The sequence below is a fragment of the Paenibacillus dokdonensis genome (genome assembly GCF_004916975.1).
Taxonomy (GTDB): Bacteria; Bacillota; Bacilli; order Paenibacillales; family Paenibacillaceae; genus Paenibacillus_AQ; species Paenibacillus_AQ dokdonensis.
The window spans coordinates 1,285,307-1,310,120 of the sequence record NZ_STGQ01000001.1 but is presented as its reverse complement, the minus strand read 5'-3'; the positions used below and the strand labels follow the sequence as shown (position 1 = coordinate 1,310,120).

Below are 24,814 nucleotides of genomic sequence, written 5' to 3'. Positions count from 1 at the left end.
ATCCCCTCCCTAAGCTTTGCCCGGGAAAGTGATCTCCTGGACGTTCTCCTCGACTGCAGCGAACACGCCGCGCCACACGTCACCAACGATTTGAGCTTCAACAAGGCGAGTGAGATCACCAATTGTCGCCTGAATTTGAAGCGCCTGCTTGATAAGCTCCTTGAATCCACGCTTCGGACGGATCAGGTATGCCTTACCTGCAGGTACGCCGTCATATGCGTAAGATTTCTTGCTGCCTTGAGTCTCCCAACCGTCATAGAAGATGATGGTATCAATTCCGCCAAGCGCGCTGTACGGAGTAGCCTGAATTGTGAAGCTGCTCAAAGCATCCTTAATATCCTCTTGGTTAGCAGAGTTAGCCAGCAGGATGTTGCCTGTTCTCTTAGCTGTCCGGGTATCAGTCAATGCCTGACGAAGAGTCTCCCTCAGGCTGAGAATGTAGTGAGCTCCTGTGGAATTAGCAAGTGTTTTGCCCTTCTCATCCACATAAACAGCAGCCGTCTTGTTAGAAGATTTATATCCGTTCTTAATGATCGGAGCCAGGTGAAGGTGGTTCAGCAACGCATTATGAGCCTCGCCGAATGCCTTGTTCAACACCTCAAAGTTAAAAGTCTGATTAAAAATCTGCAGCTCTTTGGTGTATTCAAATCCGGCTGTAAAGCCTTTGATTCGTGCTATCGGACCTTGTTCTGCTTGCAAGCTGCCGAATTTTACTTCCTCACCTTCCAAATGCTCCAAGAAGATGACGGATCCATACTGCGCCCACTTTGCTTCGAACTCCTTCGGAAAGTTCGTGTCGCTGATCGTCTCGTAGATCGGACCATACAACAGGGGAACTTCTTCGCGCCCGAGCTCCACGTCCAGGACGACTTTCTGCAAAAGCTCCTTCCGACTGTTTTCGCTTGTTAGCATTTCGCCGATTGGCTGATCAAGATCGAATGTCTCCATCTCTCCGTTTACGATTTTCTTCGTTACCTCTTCTTGTTTACCGTTCAACAAAAAAGGAACCGTGGTTTCAACGGTCCCTTTGCGACGTTCCGATTTGATTGTATCTGCACTAATAAATTTTGCCATCAGTAGTTATGCCCCCTTATACAATTTGTGGTCCAAGAATGAACCAAATTACATTTTTTGCGTCCTTCGGTGACGTGACTCTTCCAACCTTACGATTGCCGGATGCTGTAGTCGTAAGCTGATTATTGGTCGCATCCCAATACACCTGATCGCCAAAGACAAACGCCTTGGTAGGATCGATCTGGTCCGTTTCAAACTCGGCCTGCTCGATATCCAAAATAATTTCCTCAGTCTCCCCTGCTCCCGTTTTGATGGACTGCATAGAAGCCCCAAAGAAACCACCGATCAGGTAGAACCGTTGTGCTACGATCTCGGTGTTTTCCGGAACCGGAACGCGTACGGATTCCCCATCGCTGACTTTGGCTCGGTACGATTGATATGTGGTGCTTGGCACCGGTTGACCTTTGTAAGACATTCAAATTCCTCCTTATTGTGGTTTGATTAAATAGATGCCCGCTTAACCCGAAGGTTCTTCGGTGTTTCAGACGATTTACTACTACCAGATGCGGCACCGGCACCAGCAGGTTTATCCGTATGCATCGCATCGACCATACCTTTTACAACCGGATCAGCCAGGAAGGTGTCCATCTCGCCAGCGATCTGATCCTTGGTAGCATCAGCAGCAATACTGCGTGCATGATAAGACCAGAGCTTACCCAGTGTAGTCTCTGGGTTCTTCAGTTCCTTACGAACCGCTTCGGATGTAACCTTGGTATCCATCATTTCTCCAACGATCTGATCGCGACCAGCTCCAGCCTCTTTATCAGCTGCAACCTTCAGGGAGGTAAACAACGCAGTAACGTCCATTTCTCCGCTGACGCCTAGAATCTCTTTTGCCTTACCGCTAATCTCCAGCGCGCGTTGTACATCTTTTGCAAACTCAGGTGTCAGCCCAGACAAGACCTGATCATTCGTTAATCCCATTTCGCCGGCAATCATGCCTAGCGTAATTGTTTTATTGCCATGTCGTTTCTTCAATTCCGCTACTACTTCAGCCCATTCCACTTGATCATCGTCTCCTCTCATTTCTCCTTCGGGACCGGTGCCTTCCGGATCCCACATCTCACCGCTAGCTGCTACAATGCGCGTCGGCATACCCATCCGATCGAGCGGCGTCCAATCAATGGACATTGGATCATAACCCACGACCTGGGTCTCACCGGAAACATTCTTCAATGATGGGCGGCCGTAAATACTTACCTGCTTTATGCGCTTGCCTTTGATCCAGCGTTTCAAGTCCTCTTCCTTCTTATCCACGACTCCTCGAAAATAAGCTGCCGTATCGGTCATCTTAGCCCCGATCCAATGCGTCGCCGGGTCGATAAACTGATTTGATACATCCTCGGGCTTCTGGTGGCCCTTAAACCCTGCAAGCGTGCGCGTGTTGACGGCTTCGACGATATCGTTCAAGGCTTTATGCGTATAGTTCCAGCCCCGCTTCGACTTTCCAACCGGGACCTCCACGACCACTTCCAAAGGATCGTTGTCGCCTTGTTTGATCAGATCGACATTGACGCCCGGCGCCGGAGGGATATCTTCAATGCTCATTTCTCCTGCAATCCCGCCAAACAAACTGAAAAGCTTATTCTTCTGCTCCGCCATCTCCCCGCAAATCATTGCTATCTGCATTCTGTTCACCCCCCTTCCGGTATAAATAGATCAGGCCTCGGCTGATAGCCTCGATCGCTTGTTCCTCTGCGATCAAACGCATTTCATCCTCACGATCTGCAAACAAAGGGAACAAGTGAATATGCAGAAGTTCATGAACCAATGAAAGCTCCATATCCTGTGGTTCTGCACAGTCCGGTGGATAATCAACAGAATCTAGAATTCGAACCGTTGCCATTCTCTTAGGCAGACAAGGTACAATCTCGGCCTGGGCGTTATCCAAATTCATATCTCGACTGCGAGAAATACCGATATCCACAATCCAGTCCTGCAGGCGTAAAATCCGCTGCCACTCAGCGCACTTTTCCTGAAGCTGCTTGTTGTCGAAGATCACTTCTTTCATTTCGTTGTTCAAGCGAACACCCCCAAGCTATTCAATACTTTCTAAATCTTCGAGCAATTCCAGAGTCCTCTCGCCACGATCATATCTTTCAATCGCACCAGCTATATGAATAGCTCCAAAAATACCTGCAGGTATTTTTTTATACTCATCAAACATAAATCTGGCATTATCTATCGCTTCATTCCAGCGGTTTTCATCCATTTCATTCCTTCCTTTCAGACAAAAGAAAAGACGCCTTATTCGGCGCCTTCCTCGCTGTCTATTAAATTTTTTCCCCCATCAATGACCTGCAACTTGTCCTTCGTGACTTCCTTGCTCATCTGGCGCAGCTCTTCCTCCGTTGGGATCAACGGGAACTCAAACTCTATTCCTCCGTCCACGTTCATTCCTCCTTCTACCAATCTATGAACCTATCATAGCGGTTTCGAAGGAGGAAATCTATGCCACCTCGGAATATACGTTCTTATACCAGTCTTCCAAATCAGGATGTGACTTCGGATCCTTCGTCCACTCGTTCAACCGCTTCATAAAGTCATCTGTATCCTCATGCACTGAAATCAGTACGCAGAGACAATTCGGATGCGCCGGCATAGGTGGTTCCTGTCCCGGTGGCCAGACTCCTTTTCCTAGTCCGTGATCAGCATTCGCCAAATCATCACATATGTCCGGGATAGGGTGAGAGCCGGATATAACCCACTTCATGCCGGTATAGGATGGCGACACGGAAGCCGCGGCGATCGTTCCTTCCCCGAATGCTGCTGCCGTCTCTGTTCGGACAAGCCGGAGCGCCTCATAGGAAATATCCTGCGGAATTCGATTGCCCATACGGTCCATCATTTCGGGGTAATCAACGGCCAACGTTTTTCTACCCCGGCGAATGTATTTTTCAAGCTGCCGGGCTGTCTCAACAGGATCCGCACCAGTGGCCACACCATCTTGAATGATCTCACTCATAGCCATACGATACTTTTGATCATGTTTCCAGATTCGGTCAGATAAGTGCAATCCATGCTGAGTCCTAGCCCAAATGGCTTCAACGGCCCGTTCATTCACACGAAAAAATGCCCTCTGTAACGGCTGCTTTACAAGCTTGGTCTTGCTGATCTGTGACATGGTCACTTCCAGACTGTAGGTGGATCCGGCATCAACCGCTTTGACAATATCCTTTGTCAGCAGTTCCTGAAGCGATTCACCAATACCATTGTGCTTCAGTGAGTCCCGGAGTGATGCCAGGTACCTCATGTTCATTTCGCTACCTGCACCAGTGCGTTTCAGCCTGCGGATCTCTTTGGCGATCTTGTCTGCAGATCGGATATAGATACTTCGGACTGCTTGATCCTGCCGCAACCGGAGGTCGACGTATTTCTTACGACCGCGGAGCGCATACTCGGCAAACGGACCAGCAATTAGCTTGAGTTGTTCAAGCAGCTCCTGTGCCGAAGGCAGCTTCCCCATAAACTACACCTCCGCCATTTCCTTGTTTTCCTGTTCTAAGCCTTCGCCATCTTCCAGGCGGGCCAGGAAAGTGGCCGTGTCAACAATCCGCTGCTTCTCTCCGGCCACATCTTCATCGTCTGATTCATATTCTTGCATCGTATCGATCCAAGCGCTGAGAAAGTCGACTGCAGCCTCCAAGCTGATGAATCTGCCGGCAAGCGCCTTATCCAACGCTTCCACGATGGTTTTGATTTCCGTGGCCACGTCCTTCGAGTCTCGCGGATCAATGGTCTCCCAAATTAGATCAGTTTCATAGCTGTTGAAAACGATGTTCTCAGCTTGTGAAATCATGGCTAGGACCATCCGACACATTAGCTGCCAGTTGTCAGCAAAGGCCAGGCGCTTTCGCTCGATCTTCTGAATGAAGACAGGCATCTGTTCCTGCGTGCTGGCCAGGGAAGACGGCGTATGAACCCCAAATACAAATTCCGGAGTTTCCGAAGCACTGACGATGCAATAAAAGACGAATTCCAGCAAAGATGTAGCGTCACCAGTGGATGACTTCGCCTCAATAAACGAAGCATCCTCGTCAGCTGTAACGATCAACATCTCGTGCCCATTAAGGTTTATACTCCCGCCCTTTTTGGCGAATTCAGCAGGATCACTCACCCCGAAGTTATTCCGGAGGAAACCAGCAACGTCCTTGAGCTTCAGCTTCAGCCGTGGTGTACTGTGCATTTTGGAGCCCTGGACCGCATGAAGGAATACATCGTGATAAACCTTGAAGAACGGCTCCACGGATTCAAGCTCTGACTTGCCAAAGGCCATGCTTTCATCAGCTTCATTCTTGAAATGAACAATCGGGATGAAGCCCCATTGATTTGTTATTTCTCCCGCCTCAAGGCCCGGCGGATTATCGCCTTCTATTTCGATTAGCCTGCGCTCAGCACTGACCCGCTGTTTGATGACGGCCTGCCGTTTTGCCCCGGATTCATCTGTCCATTCACTGGTTGATTCCAGGATGTATTCAATAGTCTCACCCGTCAGCGGATCTCGGTTAATCCCCTTAATCTGCTCGGGAGGGATAATGTTGTATACGATTCGCTTCCTTGTTTCGGGGTACAGCTTCGAATTGTCATCTTCCCGCGTGAGCCAGACAAAGCAGTCACCTTCGTTGATAGTTTTAAGCTGCGTTCGCTGCCGTTTGCTCTTGGTCTGTTCAAAGAATTCCTGCAGCCTCTTCGCAGCTTCTTCGTCAGTGCTTTTCACTTCTGGCAAGCCCATAAATCCTACGGTGGCGTTAACGATCTTCTTTGCGAAACCAGCGCCCAGCTTATAGTCCTCTGCAGTGTTTTCATAGAGTTGCCGAGCAAATCCATAATCCACTCGGGTCGTATCGAGCTTGTACGTCCCGCCGATCGTGCCGCCCGTTAAACTCCACCCTAGCCCGTTCATCAGATTCACAATGCCACCACGCAACCTTGACATTTCTCCACCGATCTTGCCCCAAAGTTTAGCCATATAACTTCCCTCCTCTCAATAAACCAGCCGCAGCCGGATCAATTTCCATTCCGGTTTTTGCGAATGCCAAAACAAGCGCGTCCGCCCGGTCAGGTGATCGGAGACCCCGCTTTTTCATTTCCTTTTTCGATTCCAAAATGATACGCCCTTTACTTGTTACGGTGTACTTCCGGGTCGAAAGTTGGCCGATCAAATCCTCATCGTTGGGGATTTGGATGTCTCCAGCCTGAAGCAGATCACGTACATGTGCCCATGCCTCGGTACCCCAGTTGTCATAATGCTCTGCATCATCTGCTTTCCCGCCGTTGTGGCAATCGACAACATCGATGTAAAGGCCCTCTTCACGAACAACTTCCCGGATTCGGTCGGTTACACCCCCGCCTACTCCGTCGTCGTCAATCTTGATCGTGCAACGTGGGCGGCCATATTCCCGCATGAGTTCCTTTGCCGTGTTGATGGCCCAGCCGGCCGTAACCATTGTGTCTTGCTTGGTATAGGTCCGTAAAAACGGCACGAGAAGACCAATGCGCGGCACAATGACGGTCTCGTCATCCCCAAATCGAGCAACGTCAACGCCAATTTCAATTTCTGCTGTATCAGGAACCGGCTGGCTCCATTGGCCAGTGTCCTCATCCAGGATCCGGACATATACTTCTCGTGCCGCTGCCGCTTCGGCCAGTTCCAAGGGGATAAACGTGTCCGGCTCTGCCCGAGGGAACTCACCATCTACCCGGACTCTGACGACATCACTATCCTTACCGTATTTCCGCTCCATCATTTCGATGTTCTTCTTATTCGTCCTGCTGCTGTCCCTGCTCGATACCCGATGGGATCGATAATCACCCCTGTCTTTATGGTGAGAGTCATAAAAGACGCCACTTGTCCGAGTTGGGTTTCCGCACATTAGAAGTTTATTATCTTCGCCGGAAAGAGTACCAATGATAGCCTCCATAATGTCATCCTTGACACCTGATGCTTCGTCAACGATGAATAACATGTGGTCTTCATGGAACCCCTGCATGTTTTCCGGTTTGGTCGCTGTGCGTGCCGTCGCAAACCAGCGTTTCTCATGCCCGATCATATAAACCTTGGTTTTGGTCCATTTCAGCAAGTTTTTGACCATAGAACGTTCCAGCCACTTCGCAACCTCAGCCCATAGGACATCATGCAGCTGCTGCCGCGTAGGCGCCGTACAAACAATACGCGGATTGGGTCGGCAGCAAAGAAACCAGATGACCAATGATGCCTCTAGCCCCGTCTTACCTACCCCTTGGCCGGAGCGAATAGAAACACGCGGATGCGCGGCCACGTCGGCCATCGCCACCCGCTGCCAATCGTCAGGGTCAAAGCCAAGCATATCCTCAGCAAAAGAGACAGGATCGTCCCAATATAAATCAATGAGGGCAGACAATGTAGACACAACTGCGTAGGGTTTACTGCTCATTGTCCATCACCTTCAATCGGCGGCGTTCTGCAACCTGGAGGATCGCATCCGTCCAGCTCGCAGTCGCTCCGCTCGCCCCTTGCTGTTTCTGTAGCTCAATTTGTAATAGAGCAGTTCGAATCTGCTTTTCCTCATCGACTGCGATCAGTTTGTTCATGAGCTCGATCGCCTTCAGCTTTTTGTCCTGGACACGGGTTAGAGCTTCCTCCAGCTTCACAATATCGTCAATTGCCCGGAACTCCGTCTCCTCGATCTGAGACTCAACCATCTCGGTCCTAGTAATCGGTACAGTCTTGGTAATACCTGTTTTCTCATCGTGGATGGTCATAACATCTTTGATTGCTTTAAGCTCGTTCAAAACACGGCGCTGCTTCTCACTAAGACCACTCATCAGCTTACCGATACGCTGAAGCATACGACGTTCCCGGATGGTAAGGAGCTTGATCGCCTCGTCAGCCTGTTGTACCGGATCCGTATCGACCTGATCGATCAGCGCTTGCTCGTCCTCCTCAAGCGCATCCATCCAAATTGATTCATATTCGCCAGTGGTGACGGCCTTCTTATTGCCAGGCGGTCCGCCAGAGCCGCCTCGATTGCCAGCGGCATTCTGGTTTCCGGGCTTCGCGCCGCCCCGGTTACCCACAGAATTTTTGTTCCCTTTAGGTGCGCCGCGTTTAGTAACGTTACCTTTAGATTCATTGGTAACGTTACTATTCAAATCTCCCGCCCACTTGTCCTGGGACTTCCACTTCCTGACCTGTGTCTCACCAATTAATAAAGCGGCGGCGATGTCCTTAAGCTTCATCGTCCCGCCGCTCTCCAGCCACATTTGTTTTGCCTTGTCCCGGTCGGGACTACGCTCTCTGGCCATTACATCACCACCACCCCCAGGCCTAGAATAAATTGATATGCTGGTTAATAAGATTAAACTGTAACTAAAACTTAATAAGGAGAAACCACATGAGAATCTTTTACCTTTCCCTGAAGGCGATGGGAGCGAAGATCGTTATCATGTGGATCAGTCCAAAAGATTAAGACTGTCCACACCAAGGGGAGCCTTCTCCCCAAGGTGGTACAGATGCCAAATAAAGTAGTAACAAGTTTTAGTTTTTATTACAATTCATCTTTCTGAAGTTCAATATCTATTTCAATGAGTTTCTTCAGGTCGTCTACGGTTTTGATTTCGATATTCCCAGCTTGAAAGTCCTTTACCCACTGAGCTATCCCAGCTTTAATGATCTTGCGGTACTGAGCCTTGGATTCGAGGATACCTTCCATCACCGCGATCTCATGTTGAAGCAAGATGTCTTTTTCATGTTCTGTTCCCATTGTGTTCCCCTCAGCTTTCCGTTATGATGGAATGCGAGATAGCGGATGTCTGCAAAATGCCACGCGTGGCGGGCCGCTATCTCAGCCGGGGGATGCCCTGGATGAATGGGAGGACGTTCCTGCGTCCTCCTTTTAATTATGTCGTAGGAACGAAACGATGAATAAGTACAGGCTCAATGCAGGTTGCTCCCTGGTACCGCCGTTTAATGACGTCACAGAACTTCGGATCAAGCTCCAATGTCCGACAAACACGTCCCATCTGGTCACACGTCATCAGTGTACTGCCGGATCCCCCAAAGAGATCGACGACCAGGTTTCCTTTTTGGCTGCTGTTCCCTATCGGAATGGCCAGTAGTTCCAATGGCTTCTGGGTAGGATGAACGTACTTGGTGACATCCCCGCGTGACACTTCCCACACAGTCGATGGTTCCGGTTCTTCCCCCGGCAACCCTGCACGCCATATGGTCGACTGTCGGCGATCGCCACACCAAGCCGGGGCCTTGCCTTTTATGTGGCCATAGAACACAGGCTCATGCTGCCAACGGTACTGTGACCATCCAAACGAAGCCGCGTTCTTCACCCAAACGCACTGGCTACGGACGACTATACCGGCCGCGTTCATTGCATCCTCGAACTCGCGCTGATATGACGAAGGATGAAATACGTAGATTGCTGCACTCGGATCCATAATGCCGCCGTATCTTTGAAATACAGCATGCAAAAAGCTCGCAAATTCCTCTGCAGGCATGTCATCGTTCAATATAGAACCGCGGCCATCTGCGGCCAGACGCTCCGAATCGCTCTCTACAGCAACGTTGTAAGGTGGATCCGTGACGATCAGCGCCGCCTTCGTCCCCTCCATCAGAAGTGCAACGTCTTCCGGATCCGTCGCGTCACCGCAAACCAGGCGATGAGGACCCAATTGCCAAACGTCTCCGCGGCGAGTTTCCGGCTCTTTGATATCATCGAGAGCCCGTTGAACATCGAATTCATCCTCAACAACTGGATCCTCTATGTCCGGTGAATCTGGCAAGCTGCTGATCAGCTCCTCAATTTCATCCCGGTCAAATCCGGAAAGAGATAGATCACTTCCACTCACCTGCAGGTCATCCAGCAGCCGGGCCAGAGCTTCTTCATCCCAGCGGCCTGATACCTTATTCAGAGCGATATTAAGCAGCTTTTCTTGCTGATCGTCCAGGTCGACGACGCTGACGGCTAATTCGGTATGCCCCAGTTCGTGGACCATGATCTTATACCGTTGATGGCCACCAACCATGTTGCCGGTGCGCTCATTCCATACAATTGGCTCCACGTAACCAAATGATTCGATGCTGCGGCATAGCTTCTCATATTCCGGATCGCCTGGCTGAAGGTCGATGCGTGGGTTGTAAGCAGCTGCGTTGATTTTGTCTATCGGTATGACTCTGATATCCATGATCTCACCTTTTCCTATTTAAGTTAGGTTCCTTATACGTGCACAAAAAAAGCCGCCTATTGGCGACTCTCCTTATTGTATTCCTGTGCAAAATGATCTGAGTTAGTTTCTCATTCTTTAATCTGAGTATGCAACAGCCTGAAAACTTTCGGGACCAACGCGAGTAGGGGCAACGTCTAATCCTGCTGGAATACTAACGAAAGCTTGATAAACAACAAAACCAGGATTGGTTGTTAATAAATCAATGCCTGAGGCTGTGAGAACTTCTGTAGTCAAGATCAATGTTCCGACTGGAAGAGTTTCTGTCGCTGAATAAATTTCCGTTGAAACACCGTCTACCACCCTGTTAATGGTTAGAGTCACAGGAGTAAGAACTGTTACAAGAGCACTGAGCGTGACTGTTGCCGAGAAGTGAACTGAGAGGTTTTCACCCGCCGCAGCTGTATTCAATCCTAAGCTCCCGAACAACGCAGGTGTAGTACTCGCAGGTATAGCTACAGATCCGGCCGTGGAAGCATTCTGAGAAATCTGACTATCAATTAAAACGTTTGGCATTTTTTATCCCTCCTTTATATATATTTATTCTCTTCTCGTATATTTCGTATGGACAATCAATTCAGGATAAATGAACATATTAGAAAACGGACCCCGAATTATTCAATTACGGGCTGATTATGGGCTGATTATAAACTAATACCGCTTTACTAAGGCAGCGGCAACCTCTGCGATCCACTCTTTAGCCGCTGCAGTCACGGCTCAAAGGAGCGTAGCCTTAAAGGGGGTCTAGCCAAGAGTGGAGTAATATATAGATATGCTTTTTCTTAGCTTTCGATAGGGATGATTTATCCATAGCTAAAGCACAAATTGAGTTGAGTTGGTTTCCTTTATACGTGTATGTAAACCAGGCCACACGGCTATTCTGCTGCCCCCTCCTGCCTGTTTCTTTCCCAATCCCTACATTAGTGAATACAGAGGGAAAATAGCTGAAGCAGCCTTTTAATTCGGTCTTGCAAGCAAAAGAAAAAGCCACCCTAAGGTGACCTTTATTATCCCATGCAACCGAATGAATACCCATCAACTGCATTAATTCTACCACGCCATAATCCAACTTGGTGTCTTACCGTTCCTTGAAATATTATCGCATCTTTTAAATGCACGAACTCAACACGCTCTGATTCATCTGATCCGTCATAAATGTTTGATGAGTAACTGCGGTAAAGAGTTGCTAATGTATCGCCTTGTTCGTTAATATTCTCAAGTGTATCAGCTATAGATTCCATGTACTCTTTCCCTGAAATCATATTTCCCGATACAATGTTTCCACCCACGGTTAATGTGATTCCAATAATAAGACCTGCATTCGCCATTCTGGACAAATTACCTAAGGTGAAATCCTTATCCAAAGGAGATACAACTGGAATATTTTCTTCCGTATCGTGTTCAATGCTCATCCTCTCACCTCCCCCCTTTTACCACAATTCGACATCAGGAAGGATTCCCCTGCTTCACACCTTCAATCATCACAAGCAACTAACGCTTCACAATTGACTTTGATGTTGATTTGCTATTTCCAACATTTTTACGAGTCCATTCTCGGGATAAGCGATCCCTACACCATGAAGCATCATATTTTTGGAGGGATCAAAGTTTAAAAAATGATTGACACTCTCACATTCATAAATAGAGCTATTTATTATAAATTCGGTCATATCTTTATAGGGTCTACCTAACAATTTAAACGCATGTATACGCCCCTTCGTATCCTTAGGTGCATAAATTTGCTGAAGAAAGACTAATAAATACGAATCAGAGAAGCGGTATTCCATTGTTATGTCCATATATCTTCCCCCTCTATTTACATGTTTACCATATATCAGGGTGTGAAGTCTTTTCAACTTTTTTTAACTAAAAAAGACGAGAAGAGTTACGCCCCGGTTATATGCCGCATTCATGCAGCCGTGCGTGTCATTCTCGCCTTTTTCTATGTTTCCATACTATCACGGGAAAACTGTCATGTGGTGTTCATCTTTGGGTCAGATTACATTCAGACAACGTTCACTTTAGGGTCATATTTTCTTGCACCTTCTAAACGTCCCCTGGAAGGTTGATATCCTCCCTAAAAATGTTCACTGAAGTATGATCCTTGCTCGTGTCCGCACTTGGTACAAATGATGTATATCCGATCTCCGCGCAAATTCTGAAACTTGCTTACCTTCTTGAGGAGTTGATAGTCGTGCTTGCAGAACAATCGCTTTATCCATCTAATCATGCTTCAGCCTCCTTATCCCCAAACCCAAACACCTTTATCGCACATTCTGATGAACATAACGGAGGTTCAATTGGTAGTCCCATACATCCACAAGGGTACTCCGTGCCGTAAGTATTTCCAAAGCAGCAGTATTCCGGTTCATAGTCAGTTACATCAACACCGCATACAATGCACTTCCAAATTGTCATTCCGTTGCCTCCTTCGCATTCCGTTCGGAATGCGCATTACTTCCTTGGTCCGACTTCCTCTCTTGACTGATAAAATTTAGTTTTAGGGAACACAATAATAAGAAAATGGAGGTCTAGTTATGATTAGAAAAGCCTTAGCTATAATTTTCATGGGATTATTTTTGTTTACAACAACCACATCAGCCAAGCCGAGCGAAGAAAATAATTATTCCGAAGCACTTCTGACTTCACTTAATCCAGCGATACAGAATGCACTTACTGGTTATTACGGTAAACCCATACTATATACGGAGCCAAAAATTTTAATGATTGAACGTTTACATAAAGGGCGTTTATCATTTAACGTCACAGTCCAGGTCAAGACATTTGCTGGCATAAATAATTCTCAATACGGTAAAGAGACGATGACAATAATAGTGACCCACGACTCACAGTTTGTTCAAAAGTTCCATCATGAGGATCAGAAGTAGCTTCGTTACTGCGTCTTCCCTCAATGTCGCTGCAGCAATATCGCATTATATGTCTACTGTGTCAGAACTCTGCATTATCCTGTTCGAAGAATCCCATCAGTTTCAGCGTATTGGCCATGCTTTCAGTTCCCTCAAGGATTTTACGACGTATGGTACTATCTGATAATCCACGCCTGAAAAACAGCAGCGTCTCATTGTATGAATATCCTTGAACGTACCTGTAATCGATAGCCCTTTTCTCATCTCCGTCCTGGATAAGCGCCCAAGCTCGCTGCAGCTGCTGAGTATAAAACTGGTACTGTTGATACACCCAGCGCTGCTTTTCGATCAGAATCGTCGCGTTGGCCGTTTTATCAGCATGTAGATCTTCCTGGTCAATCCGGCGAGCTGCTTCTCCATCAATGGCGACTTGCTTTAGATCCTTTTCGAACCGCTCAAAATCCTGCATCAAAGCAATCATCTTTGTATATTTACCGAGCAGGAATTTTGTCCGCTGGATCTCCGTAGTATTTGCTTCTGGAAAGAGTTCCCCTTGTCTCCATGCCATCGCCATTCCCCTCATTCCCCTTTGTATGTTAATATCGAGATGAAGGAAATGTTTTCCACGCTAGAACCCCCGCCCGGTCAAGGTATAGGGGGTTCTTTTATTAAATATCGTCTTTGTGTTCATCGTGTACATCATCCTTAAATACGGAATCAATCGCTCTGCTGATTTCATCAGGGATCCGCATATTCTCGGATACATACGGCATCACGAATGATAGTGCTCCCTTCAGCTGGCTAACTTCTCTTCGAAGTCTCTCATTATCAGCTGTGCAACTTAATGCAAGATCATTCAGATATTGATTATCAGCTCTTAAACGTTCAATTTCTTCGATTTGTTCTTGATTTGAATCCTCATTATTAGAAACAAGCTGAATCATTCGCGGACCGGTACCATTTTTCTTGATATATCGCTTTCGAACCAATAGCTCAAGTACATTGAACGCTGTTGACGTTGATTGATAATTCATGTGATCCGCTAGTTCCCGGATAGTTGGGGGATAGCCGTTTTTAGTAATAAAAGATTTTATAAATGCCAAAGCTTCAGCCTGACGTCGTGTTAATGGTTTGTTACTCATGAGGTTGACTCTCCTTTAACAAGCTGTGATTTATTGAACTGTAACACGCAACTTCCGTCGCTTAAAATCAAAGCCCATCCGTTCCAACTTCCCTCGGATCCCAAGAGCACTTTTTCCTAATTCTCTACCAATCGTTTCGTAGCTGTGACCCTGCTCTGCCATTTGCAGGAGCCTTTCCACTTCTGCAGGTGTATACTTTATGTGATTTTCTAACCTAGCTGGTCGGAGCTTTACCCCAAGATCACGAAGCCGTCTTCTGACTGCTGATTCCGAACGATCAAACAACCGAGCAACATCTGGATAGGTCATATCTTTGGTTTGAAGGACCTGAACCAGACGCTGGTCTTCTTCTGGAGTCCAAGGAATAGCCTGCTCTGTCTTCTGTGACTTTAATTGGTCAGCTTTTCGCTTTACCTTCACCCATTCAGGTTCAGCACCCAAGATATTGGGTTCCATCTTGGCAAAATTCATAAGCTCCTTGTATTGCTCTGCCCACTTCCAAAAGTCTGAATAAGAGATGATGAGGACCCGCGATTCTTGAGCGAATATTTTTTTCTTTACTGGCATGCCATACCTCTGCATCCACGTTTTCAAAGTGCTGTATTCGCGCCCTATCGCTTTCCCTAGCTGACATATCGTAATCCCTTCAAAATTCATTCGTGGATCCCCGAGACCCAGTCTCTGAGCTTTTAGCTTCACAGCATTTACACTTTTTTCAAGATGATTAGCTATAGCCCGAATGCTGATTACTCCCCATTTGTCCTGAAGGTAATCAGCTTCTTCTCGTGTCCAATTAGGCGCTCTGCCCATACTTACACCCCCACCGACTGAAGTTCAGCCCCTTCTGTATCATCAATTGTTATAGTGGTCATGCCATCCCATTGCTCCCGAATCTCTTTTGCCTTAGCCATTACCGCGGCCTTTTGTTTAGGCTGCAGCACAATATCCATTGCCTCTTGGTAATGTTGTTCTGCCTTGGCATAAGCACGAGAATGGATGAAGTTCATCCAGCTCCAAAATTTATCATTAGAATAAGTTTTCACTTTTTGAAAGGCGCGTCGACGTTGTTGTTCATTCATGTTCATCTCTCCTTTAATGAAAGGAAGGGCGGCTTACGCCGCTCCCCCATCAATCATTTGCTTTTTGACAGCTTCTCTATATTTGTTCAGTTTGGCATTCAGCTGCCCCGTGGTCATTCCGATTTCACGAGCAATGTTTCCCCATGTAAGTCCTTGATTCCGTCTCTTTTCGTAGAGATCTGGGAAGTCGAGAGGCAAGTCCGGGAACGATGGGCGATTCTCAAGGATGTATTGCTCGATCACTGATTTTTCGATATCGGGATCATGTTGGGCACCGGCATCAGGTTCGCCATTGTTTTCAGTACTCTCTTTTTTTTCGGATTGATCCGTTTCTTTCTCAGTCTCAAAATTCATTTCTCCGGAACCAGAGTCTTCCTTCTGGTCGTTGGATTCTCTCATCCATTCCGGAAGATCCGATTCAGCCCCAGCTTCGCTTTCACCCATAATTTCCTTTTCATAATCATTCAGCTCATCTTCTGCAGGTGGCTCCCCTTCTCGGTTCTCGCACTGTTGATCTTTTTGATCTCCGTCTTCCTCTGATTCCCCTGCAGAGTCAAATAACTCCACCTGGTTCTCGTCTTTGCTTTCTTCCGACTGCTGAATCGATGTCACAACACCAGAAGCATCAGCCGTAACTTGACGACCGCCGATGTAAGGCTTGTACATATCCTCTCCCTCATCGTCAAAATCGAAAGCTACCTGTGGATCACCGAGAATAACATGGATCTCCTTGTTCAAACTGCTGGTCAGAAATTGAAGGTTTGCCTGGGCAACCTTATGTGGAATAGTTAGCTTGAGCTCAACATCCTTATCACCAAAAACAATCTTCTTATCCGTAGTAGCCATGAATTTAGCAAAATCTTTCCCCATGTTAATCACTTTCCCTTCGATTTTTTTATGATAAGTCCTTAATCTTCACTTCAATGCGAGGACGGACGCTGTATCTCTTCTGTGCAAACACCTCAACAACTTGACTATCATCCTTCCAGATGACTCCTTTTAGGGCATCCTTCACACCCTTGAGATAGTTGTCTACGTCCGGTTTTGAAGTTGGCCGAAGCTCCCCAGATTCGGCCAAAACTACTTTCTTCTTACTGAAGCTCTTAGGCATCGATCGGTAAATGGTGAGCATCATCCCGACCGGGCCCTCAAGTAGTGCTGGCGGCGCATATTCACTAGCAGCCAGCCGAACATAATCTTTATAATCACGGGATTTAGCAGGGTCATAGAGCTTAACGAATCCGGTAGCTGTTGATGCTCTTGGTCTTCCTTGTGCGACCGGTTCGCCGTATACCGTGAACTGGATCATATGGTGTCGCCTCCTTCTTTGCTTTGCCGAGAAGTACATACACCTCTCCGATCTGCTGGCCATCTTCGTTGTAAACGATGTCCCAGGGAACATCTTGAAAGAGTGGATCAACCAGGTTATTACTGCGCACGCTGTCCGCCTCCAATCGAGATGGTAAGTTCAAATTCATCCATACCTTCTTTAATCTCAGCGAGATGAAGTTCCGGAAAATTATCCATTACCTCAAGCAGATCAGGCGAGCTGCCTACTCTCATATAGGTGTGCCGCATGTATTCATACACGCTCCACTTGCTCCATAGGCCACTCATGCTCCCCACCGGAGCCGGCGAACCTGTCCTTTCTCTCTGCTGACAACGACCAACAACTGACCAGTGTCGCGTTCAACAAGCCAACTTTCAGGCTTTAACTTCTGCCGGCGAATTTCTATCTTCTGTTTTTTCGTTGGATTCTTCAGCTGTTTCATCAGGCTTAACCTCCCCATTAAATTTCTTCCATTCTTCAGGAAATACGTATTGCCCATCAATCATTTGAACCACCATGAAATCTTCACTATCGGTTACCCGAACCTCTCGAAACATTCCGGTTTTCCCATGCAGTTGTGTATATCGATAAACTTCTTCCGTATCCTGCAGTGTGGCTTCTGGTGTATGCCACTCGCCAGGAATCGGAAAACAATAACCGTAAAAAGTCTCTTTCATCCCGTTACTCTCCTCACGCCCAGCGGCGCTGTTTTATACTCGTGACCTTCTTTGGCCCCGATGGTGGCTGTGGACCTTGTTCACCACGGTTTCGTTCATAATTCACGAATTTGTTGAACTGCTTCAAGAACACCAACTCGACGGTACCCACTGGGCCGTTCCGCTGCTTCGCAATGATGATTTCGATGATATTCTTCTTATCCGTCTCTTGATCGTAGTAGTCGTCCCTATAGAGAAAGGCTACAATATCCGCGTCCTGCTCGATCGATCCTGATTCCCGCAGATCAGACATCATCGGACGCTTGTCCTGACGCTGCTCCACACCTCTGCTGAGCTGAGAAAGAGCGATCACCGGAACATCCAGTTCACGAGCCAGTGTTTTCAGCGTCCTTGAAATCTCGGATACTTCCTGCTGCCGGTTCTCTGATCCTCGTTTGCTGGAGCCGGCAATCAGTTGAAGATAATCGATCACAATCAGCCCCAGGCCTTCTTGCTGTTTCAGACGCCGGCACTTAGCTCTGATGTCATGGACTGTGATTCCCGGGGAGTCGTCAATTTGTATATTCGTCTCGCCAAGAATTCCAGCAGCATCGGCCATCTTGGTCCAATCTTCGGTACCCATGTCGCCCATCCGAAGTTTGCTTGCTTCAAGGTTTCCCTCAGCACTTACCATCCGCGTTACGAGCTGCGCCGCCGACATCTCCAAACTAAATACGGCAACCGGTTCTGAAATGCTAACTGCAACGTTCTGGGCAATATTAAGGGCGAATGCCGTCTTCCCGACCGACGGCCTTGCAGCCACAATGATCAGGTCGCTGTTCTGGAGCCCGCCGAAAATGCTGTCCAGGTCTTTGTATCCCGTTGGAATACCCGATACCTTCCCGGTTTTGAAGACCTCAGATTTGTTTTCTGTCGTCTCGATGACCTCAACCAGCACATCATTGATCCGCTTGAAGTCCTTTTTGGGCGCTGTACGATCCGAAAGCGTGGTTGCAACTTGTTGTGCTGATGTTACAAGGTTCTGTATGTTCTCGCCTGCAGCTGCAGCTTGAATGCCAGCATAGCTGGACTGGATAAACTCCCGGGTTACAAATTTGGAATGCACTTCAGCGACATAAGACTCGATGTTTTTCGTTTTAGGCACTGAATGTGCCAGTTTGGAAAGATAAGTCACACCGCCAATACTTTCTAGCTCGCCCCGATCTTGCAGTCGAGTCGTCAAAGTTACTAGGTCGATTGGCTGCCCATCATCAGCGAGATCCTGCATTCTTCGGAAAATGGATTTGTGTGGTTCGTGGTAAAAAGCTTCCGGAGTTAACGCCTCCGCCTGCTCATATACCTCCGGCTCGATCAGTATCGATCCGAGAACTGCACATTCAGATGCCAACGAATTCGGCATGGGTAACGAAAAATCAGCAGCGGCCAAGTTTTGCATAGAGGGCCTCCTTCCAGCCGGGCGGCGGCGGGCAAGCATGCTTTCGAGCTTCCTCTCGCTCTGCAAAGTATTCTTCTGTTGCTGTTTTCATCCGGCTCCGCTCCATCTGCTCGCCGATACTCCCACGAATCTCCGCGATATTCGGTGGAAATTTACTCGTCCGGATGTGCTCGTCCAAGTTCTGCACGGCCCGTTCAAACGGAAAGTCATGCAAGTACTTGGAATGGCGATTGATATTTTCTTCGCTGGTGTCAAAATTCGGATAATTCTCTTTGATGATTATGAGCAGCTCAATAATCTCCGCTCTATCCATGCTGACGTGCCTCCTTTGCTCGTCTCCGCAACTCGTCAAGTTCGCGCTGCTGCTTGGTCATTCGTTTGGGCTCAGTGGGCTTTACTGGTCCAGCTGTCTGTGAATTATCTCCCGGTTTAGCTGAAGAAGCCTGATAGTTTTGCCAAGCCTCCTCGATCCCCTCCACGTAGTACAAGAAGCTCTTAGGCAACCTGAACTTATCTCCTTCGCGCGTTCGCTTTGCCTCAAAAAGGCTCTCCATAGTTCGGATGGTAAAAGGGTTAGGCGTACCTCCGGCGACCATCTTACCCATGGCTTCGCGTTCGTTTGCGGAAACGTGAATATCGAATTTGTTATGCAGTTTGCAATATGCGTTTAAAATTTGTATCATGCCATCTTCATCAGGCTGTTCATCTGGTTCGATGTCATTAGCAGTAGTAGTAGCATTAAGATCTTTTATAATATCTTTTAGATCAGACATTTTTGTCCGATCACTCTGTAAATTTGGATCGTGATCGGACATATTTGTCTGTTCACTATCGTTGTGATCGGACATTTCTGTCTTATCACTTCCTAGTGATCGGACATTTCTGTCCGTCCACTTTTTGGAGTTCTTGACTGAAAGGATTAATCCCCTGGGAGCCCTGGTCACTCGTATGTAGTGATGATCTTCTAAGGTGTCCAACCAGCGACTCACCGTTTTGTCGTTCACTCCAAATCTTTCAGATATGTCTGACAGCTTCATAGGCTTGTTTCCAAGGACGATGCCCCAGACAATTCCCTCCTCCTCATGCTCCTTTGTAGTGGAGCTGATGCACCAGAGGAAAAGCCATATCGCGCTGCCTATTTTCTTGTAGTGTTCTGGCTCCAGTAATCCGGAGTACATCGGAAAAGAGTAACTGTCTTTGGGCATTTGCTCATCCCCTACATCATTGCGATTCTTTTACGATTTTGATCATTGTTGCCTCTACGCCAGTTACCTGCATTGCTGTTTGAATACCGTCGGTCAAGGAATCAATCAATTTCATCGTCAGAGGACCATAACTCTCTGGATCGACTGAGAAGGGAACGAAGCTTCCCAATGCATATGAAACAGCGGTGAAGAAGTGCAAAAGTTGATCTTCTCCGGCATCGCGCGCTTCTTCCCATTTTTCTTTTAGGCAGTCCATGATCTGTTCAGTACGATGTTTTAATTCTTCTTGAGTCATTACACTCATATTGCACGCTCCTTCATCGTTTTTTCCTTCCAGTCCTTGTCCCCAAGACAGCGACCTGGCGTTATCTCAAAGTACCGGCTCCCGCAAACATAGGAAACAAATTTATTTGAAGCTCGTTCGTAATACATTCCGTTTAGGATGGGCTGAACCGCAGCCTCATCATCGAATAAGTCAATTTGAACTGGATCCATCAATTCTGACGCCCCCTATCGTCCCGTAGGAAAACAATCGGATATTTCACCTTTACAACCGTCCAGCCGGGATAACCCCGAGCAAAATACTCGCGCGCCTCCCGTTTGAATTCATCCGGATCGGATGACATTAGCCGCCAGATCCGCGCCCCCATCATGCTGCGCATTAAAGGTTTGCCATCGATCATCGCCCAGCCACCCGGACCAGCTTGCCGGTCGTCTCCTGGATCTCCCGTTTGAAACGCTCCTCATCGGCATTACCGTCCGAGAGGTGAAGCAGCCAAATCTCTTGGACTTTCCGGGTATCATTGGCTTTCAAGAAATTTTTTACATGTTCCAGTCCAAAATGTGATTTTAGTAGCCGTTTCATTTGTGCTGGGTGAAGGTGGCCAGTTGCTACTCGTTCTCTGACAATATCCATTGAATAATTGCACTCCACCATGATATGGGTCAGGTCCCGGAAGCGATGCCGGCAATAATATGTGTCCGTCAGAAAGACAAGCTTGTCACCGGCCGTATTCGCGAGAAGGAAGCCCAGCGGCTCCTCAACGTCATGCTGTATATCGAATGGTAGGATGGTCCAACTACCAATCTGGAACTGCTCCATCGCCTTAATCACCTTCAGACGATGCCCTGACAGCCCTCTTGCAGTCGCCGTGCCCTGGCTGGTATAAACATTGATTCCGGCCTTCATAACGTCTCCTGCAGCCTTGCTGTGATCCAGATGCTCATGTGTGATCAGGCAGCCGGCAATATCCGTCATGCGGAAGTTCAAGGCCCGTTGCAGGACTTTATAAGGAAGTCCGGCTTCCAGCAGAAGGGGCGTGTGCCCATCCGTTATCCGGTAGGCATTGCCCGCGCTGCTGGATCCGAAACATTGAATATCAATCACCAGGTCTCAGGGCTGCTGCCAGCCGACTCCATAGGTGGTACATCACTGCTAAAGTCCTCAAAATTCATTTCTGGCTGTTCCCCAGAATCAGAATTCTGCTGGGGTACACTACTTTCAGCATCCGAAGCAGATTCCTCAGGTTCACCAGGAGGTGTGATATCGATGACGTTTTTATTGGCATTGGCACCAATTTCCCGTTCAACTTCAGCCTCAGCGAATTCGCTCTCCATCTGTTTGAGACGAAGATAATCATCGTCAATCTTCTGGCTGTCGATGGTGATGTCGCTATGCGCTGCACGATATATCGTCTTCCAGCACATCTTGTCGTACCAACCCTCAACTTTTTCAGTGCCTTTCTTTACATTTTTGTTAGCCTTGGGATCCCATTCCCATTTGTCTTTCTCGCCGCCCCAAAATTCAGGGCTTGCGTGATCAGGCTTCCGCTTCTCAATCTCTTTGAGTGTCATCATGACCAGCTTGTTCTTTTCTGGGACCTTCGTGTAGGAGTGATAATAAAATCCTCCAAGGATCATTCCTCGATCAAAAGGGTTCTTGATTTCGAATTCGTAGCTATCTTGCGGATGATTCGCATCCTTTTTGATAGGCGCGAAATAATCGTTGGAGTAAACTAATTCAATCGTTACGTGATCAGGAACATCTAAACCGTATTTGACAGACTTAAGTTCGAGACCCCGGTACCCTTCGATAAATCCAATGTCGTACTTGCCAGTATTGTTGTTTTTAAAAGGGACCAGGTTGATATGATTTGGCTGTGCCGGATCGAATCCAATTCTCGCGTAGGCCACAACGTCTCGGGACAACTTGTCCATATTCACGTTCGCCCAGGTTACTGGCAACTGATCACGGTACTTCTCAGACTTCTTGAGCCGCTTTTCCTCTGTTGTCTTCAGCACGCTATCCAGCGCTATGAAGTAGTTTTGTGCCAGCCGCTTTTGGAAGTTCGTAAGAGCAACTTCCCCTACACTGGATCCAAACTCTGCAATTACCTTGGTCATGAAGCGTTCCGATTGAGTCGGCTCTTTCTTCGTCACTGCCTGCTGATTTTGGTCGGTCAATTAGATCGCCTCCTGCATGGTGTTGTGTGGTACGACGCGAAGCTTCTTATCTGCCTCAGAAACCACCAGGCGAATAACTTGGGCATCCGTGTCGATCAGTTGAGTAACCGCTTCGGCATTGTCAATAAAAATTGGTGCAGAGAATCCGTAATAGTCAGATAAGACGTTAATGATGTCTATTCCAACGTTGTATTGAGCTGCGCGATTAAGTCCTTTATCATAAGGGACTCCTTCGAACATCGTTTCACAAACATCCTTCAGCCCCCCGTTGATTTGATCCTCAAACAAACGAAAACGGGCATATTTGAATTTTGTCTGGATTTTGGAATCCATAAGAGCGACTTTTGTTCGTTTAAACTCTTCAGTAAGGAATAGCTCTTCCTGCAGCCTCTCATATTCCGCGGCCAACTCTCTTTCCTGGCGTTCGTGCTCTTTGATGCGTTGTTCAATTTTACGGACATGAGCAAATTTCGCCTTCTCCTCTTCAAGTTTCATGAGTTCAGATCGAAGAGTATCAATCTCTTTTTTGATAATTTCATAAGATTCTTTGGCGGAATCTCGTAGAGAGTTTATTTCCTTTTCAACCTGCTCTTTCTCCTCATTCAGGTTCTGATATTCCGGATTGCTCCGAGGATCCTGAATGCCTGAACGCAGGTTATCGAGCTCAGATTCAGAACTTTTAAGGTCAACCTGCAGAATGGCTGATCCGTCACTTAATTTGTTAATCTCATCCAATAGCCGGGTATTGGCAAGTTCTAAATGTCGCACTTCATCTTTTGCTCTCTTGCCCTCAGAACTGATTTGTTCAAGCCGATGAGCTTTCCCTCGGTTAAAATCCGCCTCTGCCTTGACGTGCGCAGCCTGCTTTTGCTCTCCGGGGAGAGTCTGGCCACATGTCGGACAATTCTCATCATGATGATGTTCAAAAACCTGTCCATTTACTTCAGACCATTTGGCTTTCAAACGCTCAGTATCCTGATTTCTGAATTCGATAGTGCGCTCGTTGTGCTGAATCTGATGACGTTTGTCCTCAATCTGCCGGCGAAGGGAATCGAAATCTCTCTGCAGCTGCCCTACCTCATTACGTTGGTGAGCCACTTTGTCTAAAACTTCCGATTGAAGCTTATTTTGAATGGAAAGAAGCTCACTTTCGATCTCACGGATTCGCTTCTCCTTTACAGCTGTTTCTCCGCCATTTCGGATCCGGAGTAGTTCTTCTTCTTTCGCCTGGACTCGAGAGCGAATGCTATCAATATCTTCCTGCAGCAATTCTTCATCCAAATCAGCAATGTCCGGCTTACTGTACATTGCCTCGTTGATTTTAGTTGGAATATATTTAATTTCAGCGTTGATATCCTTTTGGCGTGCTTTAACTTTTTCAGCATGCTTTTCTACCGTCCTATCCTCCAAGATCGAAAGCAGACGCTCGAGTTCCCTATTCGTATGAATTATTTCCGCATCCGTAATACCGCCGCATACTTCCATTAAGACTTTGCGGCGTTCATCCGCCTTCAGGACTTCATTGAAAAAGGTTGGGCTGGTCAGGAGCCTGAACAGATCCTCTTTGATAATGGAATCTACCTCTGCCTTATATTCCGATAGTTTAACCGGCACGCCATCGACGAAGTAGCTTGTGGTATGCCCCTCGAAGGAATCCATTGCGGATCCACGTTTCTTAGTCCACTTTTCGGAGTACACTCTGCGAAAGGTCCGCCGCCGGCCATTAATAAGAATGTCTCCTTCGACCTCGTGGTCAAGTTTATGCTGCTTCACCTTGCCCGCAGCATCGAGCTCCTTAATCTCAAATTCAGAACGATTCAGACTGTCTTTACCAAACAGCAGCCAAATGAAGCCATCAAATGCAGTTGTCTTTCCTGTGCCATTGTCACCGTAGGCGTCAACGTTCCCGCCATTGGTGGCGAGAACGAACTCCTTGAAACCTTTAAAATTGCGGAGCGTCAAGCGCTCCAGAATGATCTTCTTCAAGCGATCTCCTCCTTGATTGTGTATTTCAGTTCAACATCCTTCACAGTTTGTTGCGGTGCTTCCGGGTACCGGACGCTATCCAGATGCTGCCGGATCGTATATTCAATCTCAGCCAGCTGCTCATCGTTCAAATGGATCTCCACTGTGCCGCTTTGAGCTCTGACCGATAAGATCGTCGGAGTGTACATCCGCTTAGGCTGCACTGCTGCTTCCAGGCGTTCGCCAGTAATATCAAGTGACATTGCTGCTCCCATGACCAATCACTCCCTCTTGTGTGATACGCCCCCATCTGCTATAGTGGGGGCAAGAAAATTTATTAAGTACCAGACATGACCCTTCG

36 protein-coding genes are annotated in these 24,814 nt (G+C 47.5%); 1 reads left to right on the top strand and 35 read right to left on the bottom strand.

Annotated features, from left to right (window positions below; translation table 11 throughout):
* Nucleotides 1-9: 9 nt before the first annotated feature.
* From E6W40_RS06055 to E6W40_RS05995, 15 genes are all read right to left on the bottom strand, one after another.
* Nucleotides 10-1,074: a hypothetical protein gene (locus tag E6W40_RS06055; protein ID WP_136604662.1), complete on the bottom strand. Its 1,065-nt coding sequence runs from the start codon at nucleotides 1,072-1,074 to the stop codon at nucleotides 10-12.
* Between the two features lie 16 nt (nucleotides 1,075-1,090).
* Nucleotides 1,091-1,489: a DUF2190 family protein gene (locus E6W40_RS06050; protein WP_136604661.1), complete on the bottom strand. Its 399-nt coding sequence runs from the start codon at nucleotides 1,487-1,489 to the stop codon at nucleotides 1,091-1,093.
* Nucleotides 1,490-1,515: 26 nt separating this feature from the next.
* Complete coding sequence (locus tag E6W40_RS06045) at nucleotides 1,516-2,703, bottom strand: hypothetical protein (protein ID WP_136604660.1); 1,188 nt, start codon at nucleotides 2,701-2,703, stop codon at nucleotides 1,516-1,518.
* Complete coding sequence (locus E6W40_RS06040) at nucleotides 2,657-3,097, bottom strand: hypothetical protein (protein ID WP_136604659.1); 441 nt, start codon at nucleotides 3,095-3,097, stop codon at nucleotides 2,657-2,659. The genes E6W40_RS06045 and E6W40_RS06040 overlap by 47 nt, the downstream gene beginning before the upstream one ends.
* A gap of 15 nt (nucleotides 3,098-3,112) precedes the next feature.
* Complete coding sequence (locus tag E6W40_RS29390; RefSeq protein WP_168928839.1) at nucleotides 3,113-3,286, bottom strand: hypothetical protein; 174 nt, start codon at nucleotides 3,284-3,286, stop codon at nucleotides 3,113-3,115.
* A 35-nt stretch (nucleotides 3,287-3,321) separates the two neighbouring features.
* A complete protein-coding gene (locus E6W40_RS29385) occupies nucleotides 3,322-3,465 on the bottom strand; it encodes a hypothetical protein (protein WP_168928838.1) in 144 nt (47 codons plus the stop codon).
* Between the two features lie 58 nt (nucleotides 3,466-3,523).
* A complete protein-coding gene (locus E6W40_RS06035; protein ID WP_136604658.1) occupies nucleotides 3,524-4,540 on the bottom strand; it encodes a hypothetical protein in 1,017 nt (338 codons plus the stop codon).
* 3 nt (nucleotides 4,541-4,543) lie between these two features.
* Entirely contained in the window at nucleotides 4,544-6,043 is a 1,500-nt protein-coding gene (locus tag E6W40_RS06030) for a phage portal protein (protein ID WP_136604657.1), read from the bottom strand.
* Entirely contained in the window at nucleotides 6,036-7,487 is a 1,452-nt protein-coding gene (locus E6W40_RS06025) for a phage terminase large subunit (RefSeq protein ID WP_136604656.1), read from the bottom strand. The genes E6W40_RS06030 and E6W40_RS06025 overlap by 8 nt, the downstream gene beginning before the upstream one ends.
* Nucleotides 7,477-8,358: a phage terminase small subunit gene (gene terS / locus E6W40_RS06020; RefSeq protein WP_136604655.1), complete on the bottom strand. Its 882-nt coding sequence runs from the start codon at nucleotides 8,356-8,358 to the stop codon at nucleotides 7,477-7,479. The genes E6W40_RS06025 and terS overlap by 11 nt, the downstream gene beginning before the upstream one ends.
* A gap of 242 nt (nucleotides 8,359-8,600) precedes the next feature.
* Nucleotides 8,601-8,816, bottom strand: coding sequence for a hypothetical protein (locus tag E6W40_RS06015; protein ID WP_136604654.1), 216 nt, complete (start codon nucleotides 8,814-8,816; stop codon nucleotides 8,601-8,603).
* A 136-nt stretch (nucleotides 8,817-8,952) separates the two neighbouring features.
* Nucleotides 8,953-10,251, bottom strand: coding sequence for a site-specific DNA-methyltransferase (locus E6W40_RS06010; RefSeq protein WP_136604653.1), 1,299 nt, complete (start codon nucleotides 10,249-10,251; stop codon nucleotides 8,953-8,955).
* Between the two features lie 117 nt (nucleotides 10,252-10,368).
* The gene (locus tag E6W40_RS06005) at nucleotides 10,369-10,806 is read right to left on the bottom strand and encodes a hypothetical protein (protein ID WP_136604652.1); all 438 of its coding nucleotides are present in this window, start codon (nucleotides 10,804-10,806) and stop codon (nucleotides 10,369-10,371) included.
* Nucleotides 10,807-11,297: 491 nt separating this feature from the next.
* Nucleotides 11,298-11,702: a gas vesicle accessory protein GvpU gene (gvpU, locus tag E6W40_RS06000; RefSeq protein WP_136604651.1), complete on the bottom strand. Its 405-nt coding sequence runs from the start codon at nucleotides 11,700-11,702 to the stop codon at nucleotides 11,298-11,300.
* Between the two features lie 87 nt (nucleotides 11,703-11,789).
* The gene (locus E6W40_RS05995; RefSeq protein ID WP_136604650.1) at nucleotides 11,790-12,089 is read right to left on the bottom strand and encodes a hypothetical protein; all 300 of its coding nucleotides are present in this window, start codon (nucleotides 12,087-12,089) and stop codon (nucleotides 11,790-11,792) included.
* 738 nt (nucleotides 12,090-12,827) lie between these two features.
* On the opposite strand from E6W40_RS05995, the gene E6W40_RS05990 reads away from it, so the two are divergent.
* On the top strand, nucleotides 12,828-13,178 hold the full coding sequence (locus E6W40_RS05990) for a DUF3888 domain-containing protein (protein WP_136604649.1): 351 nt from the start codon (nucleotides 12,828-12,830) through the stop codon (nucleotides 13,176-13,178).
* 61 nt (nucleotides 13,179-13,239) lie between these two features.
* On the opposite strand, the gene E6W40_RS05985 is transcribed toward E6W40_RS05990, so the two are convergent.
* From E6W40_RS05985 to E6W40_RS05895, 20 genes are all read right to left on the bottom strand, one after another.
* Nucleotides 13,240-13,725, bottom strand: coding sequence for a hypothetical protein (locus tag E6W40_RS05985; protein WP_246072890.1), 486 nt, complete (start codon nucleotides 13,723-13,725; stop codon nucleotides 13,240-13,242).
* A 100-nt stretch (nucleotides 13,726-13,825) separates the two neighbouring features.
* Entirely contained in the window at nucleotides 13,826-14,299 is a 474-nt protein-coding gene (locus tag E6W40_RS05980) for a LexA family protein (protein WP_136604647.1), read from the bottom strand.
* A gap of 30 nt (nucleotides 14,300-14,329) precedes the next feature.
* On the bottom strand, nucleotides 14,330-15,109 hold the full coding sequence (locus E6W40_RS05975; protein WP_136604646.1) for a hypothetical protein: 780 nt from the start codon (nucleotides 15,107-15,109) through the stop codon (nucleotides 14,330-14,332).
* Nucleotides 15,110-15,111: 2 nt separating this feature from the next.
* A complete protein-coding gene (locus E6W40_RS05970; RefSeq protein ID WP_136604645.1) occupies nucleotides 15,112-15,378 on the bottom strand; it encodes a hypothetical protein in 267 nt (88 codons plus the stop codon).
* A 33-nt stretch (nucleotides 15,379-15,411) separates the two neighbouring features.
* Nucleotides 15,412-16,248, bottom strand: a complete 837-nt coding sequence (locus E6W40_RS05965) for a hypothetical protein (RefSeq protein ID WP_136604644.1) — start codon at nucleotides 16,246-16,248, stop codon at nucleotides 15,412-15,414.
* Between the two features lie 25 nt (nucleotides 16,249-16,273).
* Entirely contained in the window at nucleotides 16,274-16,687 is a 414-nt protein-coding gene (locus tag E6W40_RS05960; protein WP_136604643.1) for a RusA family crossover junction endodeoxyribonuclease, read from the bottom strand.
* The gene (locus E6W40_RS05955; protein ID WP_136604642.1) at nucleotides 16,611-16,817 is read right to left on the bottom strand and encodes a hypothetical protein; all 207 of its coding nucleotides are present in this window, start codon (nucleotides 16,815-16,817) and stop codon (nucleotides 16,611-16,613) included. The genes E6W40_RS05960 and E6W40_RS05955 overlap by 77 nt, the downstream gene beginning before the upstream one ends.
* Nucleotides 16,807-16,995: a hypothetical protein gene (locus tag E6W40_RS05950; RefSeq protein ID WP_136604641.1), complete on the bottom strand. Its 189-nt coding sequence runs from the start codon at nucleotides 16,993-16,995 to the stop codon at nucleotides 16,807-16,809. The genes E6W40_RS05955 and E6W40_RS05950 overlap by 11 nt, the downstream gene beginning before the upstream one ends.
* Nucleotides 16,992-17,150 (bottom strand): DUF6906 family protein, encoded by a 159-nt coding sequence (locus E6W40_RS30435; RefSeq protein ID WP_425464911.1) that lies wholly within the window; start codon nucleotides 17,148-17,150, stop codon nucleotides 16,992-16,994. The genes E6W40_RS05950 and E6W40_RS30435 overlap by 4 nt, the downstream gene beginning before the upstream one ends.
* Nucleotides 17,083-17,385, bottom strand: a complete 303-nt coding sequence (locus E6W40_RS05945) for a hypothetical protein (protein ID WP_136604640.1) — start codon at nucleotides 17,383-17,385, stop codon at nucleotides 17,083-17,085. Before E6W40_RS05945 ends, E6W40_RS30435 begins: the two co-directional genes overlap by 68 nt.
* 13 nt (nucleotides 17,386-17,398) lie before the next feature.
* On the bottom strand, nucleotides 17,399-18,820 hold the full coding sequence (gene dnaB, locus E6W40_RS05940) for a replicative DNA helicase (RefSeq protein WP_136604639.1): 1,422 nt from the start codon (nucleotides 18,818-18,820) through the stop codon (nucleotides 17,399-17,401).
* Nucleotides 18,798-19,133, bottom strand: coding sequence for a replicative helicase loader/inhibitor (locus tag E6W40_RS05935; RefSeq protein ID WP_136604638.1), 336 nt, complete (start codon nucleotides 19,131-19,133; stop codon nucleotides 18,798-18,800). The genes dnaB and E6W40_RS05935 overlap by 23 nt, the downstream gene beginning before the upstream one ends.
* Nucleotides 19,126-20,025 carry a MarR family transcriptional regulator gene (locus E6W40_RS05930; RefSeq protein WP_136604637.1) on the bottom strand — a complete coding sequence of 300 codons (900 nt, stop codon included), beginning with the start codon at nucleotides 20,023-20,025 and terminating at the stop codon, nucleotides 19,126-19,128. Before E6W40_RS05930 ends, E6W40_RS05935 begins: the two co-directional genes overlap by 8 nt.
* A gap of 16 nt (nucleotides 20,026-20,041) precedes the next feature.
* The gene (locus E6W40_RS05925) at nucleotides 20,042-20,329 is read right to left on the bottom strand and encodes a hypothetical protein (protein ID WP_136604636.1); all 288 of its coding nucleotides are present in this window, start codon (nucleotides 20,327-20,329) and stop codon (nucleotides 20,042-20,044) included.
* Entirely contained in the window at nucleotides 20,326-20,520 is a 195-nt protein-coding gene (locus tag E6W40_RS05920) for a hypothetical protein (RefSeq protein WP_136604635.1), read from the bottom strand. The genes E6W40_RS05925 and E6W40_RS05920 overlap by 4 nt, the downstream gene beginning before the upstream one ends.
* Nucleotides 20,520-20,708, bottom strand: a complete 189-nt coding sequence (locus tag E6W40_RS05915) for a hypothetical protein (RefSeq protein ID WP_136604634.1) — start codon at nucleotides 20,706-20,708, stop codon at nucleotides 20,520-20,522. Before E6W40_RS05915 ends, E6W40_RS05920 begins: the two co-directional genes overlap by 1 nt.
* Nucleotides 20,705-21,412 (bottom strand): MBL fold metallo-hydrolase, encoded by a 708-nt coding sequence (locus E6W40_RS05910; RefSeq protein WP_136604633.1) that lies wholly within the window; start codon nucleotides 21,410-21,412, stop codon nucleotides 20,705-20,707. Before E6W40_RS05910 ends, E6W40_RS05915 begins: the two co-directional genes overlap by 4 nt.
* Nucleotides 21,409-22,488, bottom strand: a complete 1,080-nt coding sequence (locus E6W40_RS05905) for a recombinase RecT (RefSeq protein WP_136604632.1) — start codon at nucleotides 22,486-22,488, stop codon at nucleotides 21,409-21,411. Before E6W40_RS05905 ends, E6W40_RS05910 begins: the two co-directional genes overlap by 4 nt.
* Nucleotides 22,489-24,474 (bottom strand): AAA family ATPase, encoded by a 1,986-nt coding sequence (locus E6W40_RS05900; protein WP_136604631.1) that lies wholly within the window; start codon nucleotides 24,472-24,474, stop codon nucleotides 22,489-22,491.
* Nucleotides 24,471-24,728, bottom strand: coding sequence for a hypothetical protein (locus tag E6W40_RS05895; protein ID WP_136604630.1), 258 nt, complete (start codon nucleotides 24,726-24,728; stop codon nucleotides 24,471-24,473). Before E6W40_RS05895 ends, E6W40_RS05900 begins: the two co-directional genes overlap by 4 nt.
* Nucleotides 24,729-24,814: the final 86 nt, after the last annotated feature.